This window comes from Enterobacter sichuanensis, from assembly GCF_002939185.1.
GTDB classification, from domain to species: Bacteria; Pseudomonadota; Gammaproteobacteria; order Enterobacterales; family Enterobacteriaceae; genus Enterobacter; species Enterobacter sichuanensis.
The window spans coordinates 1-3227 of sequence record NZ_POVL01000113.1 but is presented as its reverse complement, the minus strand read 5'-3'; the positions used below and the strand labels follow the sequence as shown (position 1 = coordinate 3227).

The 3227-nt window shown below is 42.1% G+C and carries 2 protein-coding genes and 1 pseudogene; all 3 read right to left on the bottom strand.

Annotation, left to right across the window (positions count from 1 at the left end; genetic code table 11):
• Positions 1 to 427 (bottom strand): annotated as a pseudogene (locus C5687_RS23705) (hypothetical protein); the annotation flags it as partial.
• A gap of 289 nt (positions 428 to 716) precedes the next feature.
• On the bottom strand, positions 717 to 1622 hold the full coding sequence (locus C5687_RS23700) for a formylglycine-generating enzyme family protein (protein ID WP_095442171.1): 906 nt from the start codon (positions 1620 to 1622) through the stop codon (positions 717 to 719).
• Positions 1623 to 1641: 19 nt separating this feature from the next.
• Positions 1642 to 3227: hypothetical protein (locus C5687_RS23695; RefSeq protein ID WP_238380516.1), on the bottom strand; the 1586-nt coding region annotated here is incomplete at its 5' end.

The window sequence follows — 3227 nt, the reverse complement described above, 5'->3', positions numbered from 1 at the left end:
TGGTCTTCTGAAGGGGAATCAACTCCATAATACCAATAGCCGACTCTTTAGAGTTTTCATCAAGCAATTCACCCTCGGGAACATTTGCGGTCAACGCTTTCAGCTCAGCCTTTAATTTCTCATTAGCCTCATTGAGTTGTTGATAGACATTCTGAAGTTTGCTGTCATAAGCACGTTGTGGTTTTTTACCTGCCTGAGTCAGCATCTCATAATTGAGTTCATCCAGAGTAATCTGCGCTTTTTTCTGCTCTTCCAGCAACGCTGTCATTTTCAGCTGTTCCTGTATGAGCAGGTGATTATCTCTGGCATCTACGCAGAGTAATGTTGCGCTACCAGGGTGAAAATAAACCTGAGGGCCATGCTCTCCGTTGACAACAGTGTTTTTACTCACGTTATCCAGACTACTTTGCTGTGTACCTTTAGTCATCTTCTAAGTCCCTGAATTAGCCACCGAGCAGTTCAATATTGACGTCCAAAATCCCCCATTAAAAATTCACCGCCTTTGACAGGACCCGTATTTGAGACTGATTTCCCCACTAATTTACTGGCTAATTCTGATTTTTTGAGGAGTTGTCACAAGCAATAAGAGTGAAAGCCAAAAGAATGAATATTTTTATATACAATCTTTTAAAAGGATGCCCTACACCTTTCCGTAAACTGATTCACATAAACGCTGTTAGCCATTAGAAAATGGGAACCACAGATAAGATTATCAATTATTTGTTAACCACACATCGGAACACATACTGTGGACCAACACCATATTTTTTATAATCATCTTCCTTCCCGATTTTAGGTACCGGTAGTGATGACTGTCTGAACATTGTCAAAGCGTACTGTCTGTCACCACCAACATTTCCCCGTAATACTTTTTCGTTTCCTTGTATTGGTCCTTGAGGATCAATAACTGGAGAATTAGAGTAATAATCTGCTGCATACCAATCATTGGTCCATTCAGAACCACTAAGACCCATATCATACAGGCCTAAGGGATTTGGAGAATATTTACCAATTGGGTAAATAGGAATGCCTAAACCATCAGTATATTCATCTAGTTCATCCTGACTAGGGACATTTTTTCCTGGAGTGAATTTACCATCATTGGTTGCGAATGGAAAATATTGTCCCCTAGACCTCGCTGCATACTCCCACTGAGCTTCTGTCGGTAAATCAATTTTTTTACCTGAAACTTTTCCTAACCATTGGCAATAATCTTTAGCCTGTTGCCAAATGACACCTACCGGGTAATCATCTTTTAGCAAAGATGGATGCCATTTTGCCATTATATCCATAGGTGGTTCTTCTTTCCCCGTAATCTTCAAATACTCTCTATAATTACTATTTGTAACCTTAAACTTCGATATCGAAAAATCACTTAAAACGACTTTATGTAATTTTTTATCATCCAGTTGAACACTAAAAGGCAGTTTCTCCCCCACTAAGGGTCCAAAGTCCCCCATCAGGAACTCTCCTCCCTGAACAGGAATCATGTTTGCAATGGAACTATTAACGAGTTCCTTGGAGGATTTATCATTGGATTTATCGTTGGCTTCAGCATTTCCTTGATCACATCCGGTCAGAAAGCAGGGAATTATAACAATCGTAATTAGTTTTTTATTCATATCAGACCTTAATAAATCATCAAACCATCATGGTATTTTCAGGATGTTGTTCATCAACCATTGCCAAGTATTCTTTCATTTCATGTTCAGGAATGGGTACGAAAGGATCGTCAGGATCAACAAAAACAGGCAATCTTCCATAAAGCAATGCAAGTTTCTCGCCATAATTAGTGTAGAAAAATAAATCACGCTCCCCTATCCCTAGAAACTTAATAACATCCTGTTCGTTGAGTATGTTATTACCCTTTCTCTTTCCTGGTGATGTAGTTAGATGCTGCATAACATTATTGTAATCAGACTGACTTTGTACCCATTTTAACGCCTTAAATACAGCTTGTTTTCGTTTTTTTAATGGTCCGATGAGCCAACTATTACCAGAGAAGAAATCATTATTCTGATTTCTTGGGTCTATCCAGTCAGCCCAGTTGATATCGATCAATATAGCGATAACAGCACCTTTCGTTTCTGGTGGTGTATATTTAAGCTGATCGGGATTGCTTAAAATACTATACATTAATTTCACACGCTTATTTTCATCCTCAAGATCTGCTTCAATGCGTTGTAATATCATCGTCATATCTTTAAGCATAGCATCAGCAGCTTGTATTCCTTGGGCGGCTATAATGAGAGGGATCGCGCATAAAGAGCGAAACGCATCCACAGCCATCATTTGCTCCAGCTTCTGATAGTCCACATTGCGGAGCATATACATAAAACTCTTCATAAATGCCGCAAATGAATTACCGTCAACTTCAAAACCCAAAGACCCTTTGGCACCCACTCCCCAGCAAAGTGCTGCCTTACAATAAATTCTGAAGCGACTGTTAATATAAGTTACGTAGAAAACGGCAGAACCCCCTGCCCCGGCCTGTGCGGTCACACCCAAGGATAAGGTAGCAATCGCAGTGAACTTCTTCTCTTTGGTGACAATTGGCTTATTCTCTTCATGTTTAACATTACTGTCATCATCAGGATGCGGATCAAACCATTCAAGAGCACCACTAACGTTGCCACCCGCCTGGATGCCAGCAAAAGCACCTATTTCTCCGCCTGCCTGGACATCTGGCTGTGGAAGGGTCAGATTAATCTGCCTCTGACCTGGAGGTGGCGGAGGCGTCAGTCGTGCCGGGCTTCCCTTAATTCCGTAGCCCTTACCCATTTCGCCACTAAAATCAGCTTCCACACCCAGCTCAATCTCCAGGCTTGCTCCGGCATTGCCGGACAAAACCGCATTGATCGTGTAACGAATAGCCCCCATATTACAGACATTCCCCACAGCATCCGCAGAGGCTCTGGCAGGAAACAGCAACGCTATACCAAGTCGATCGGGAATAAAAAATTCAGCGGACGCCTTCGCCTCTCCCAGGGCAAAACTTGCGTGCCCTTCCATCTTCGCGGAAGCTTTCTTTTCTAAAGGATTAAATTCTGCAGACAGCCCGGCTCCCTGGCTGTAGCGCATCAGTTGAGCCTGTGCGCTGATGTCGACATATTGATGATAAGTAGACTCATCTTCCGGCGTATCGTTTTCTTTGGGCCAGGTAAGCCCTTTATTCATTTTTTTCGCCCAGTCGGTAAGAACAACGTTACTGTCTTCTAACAGCTCAT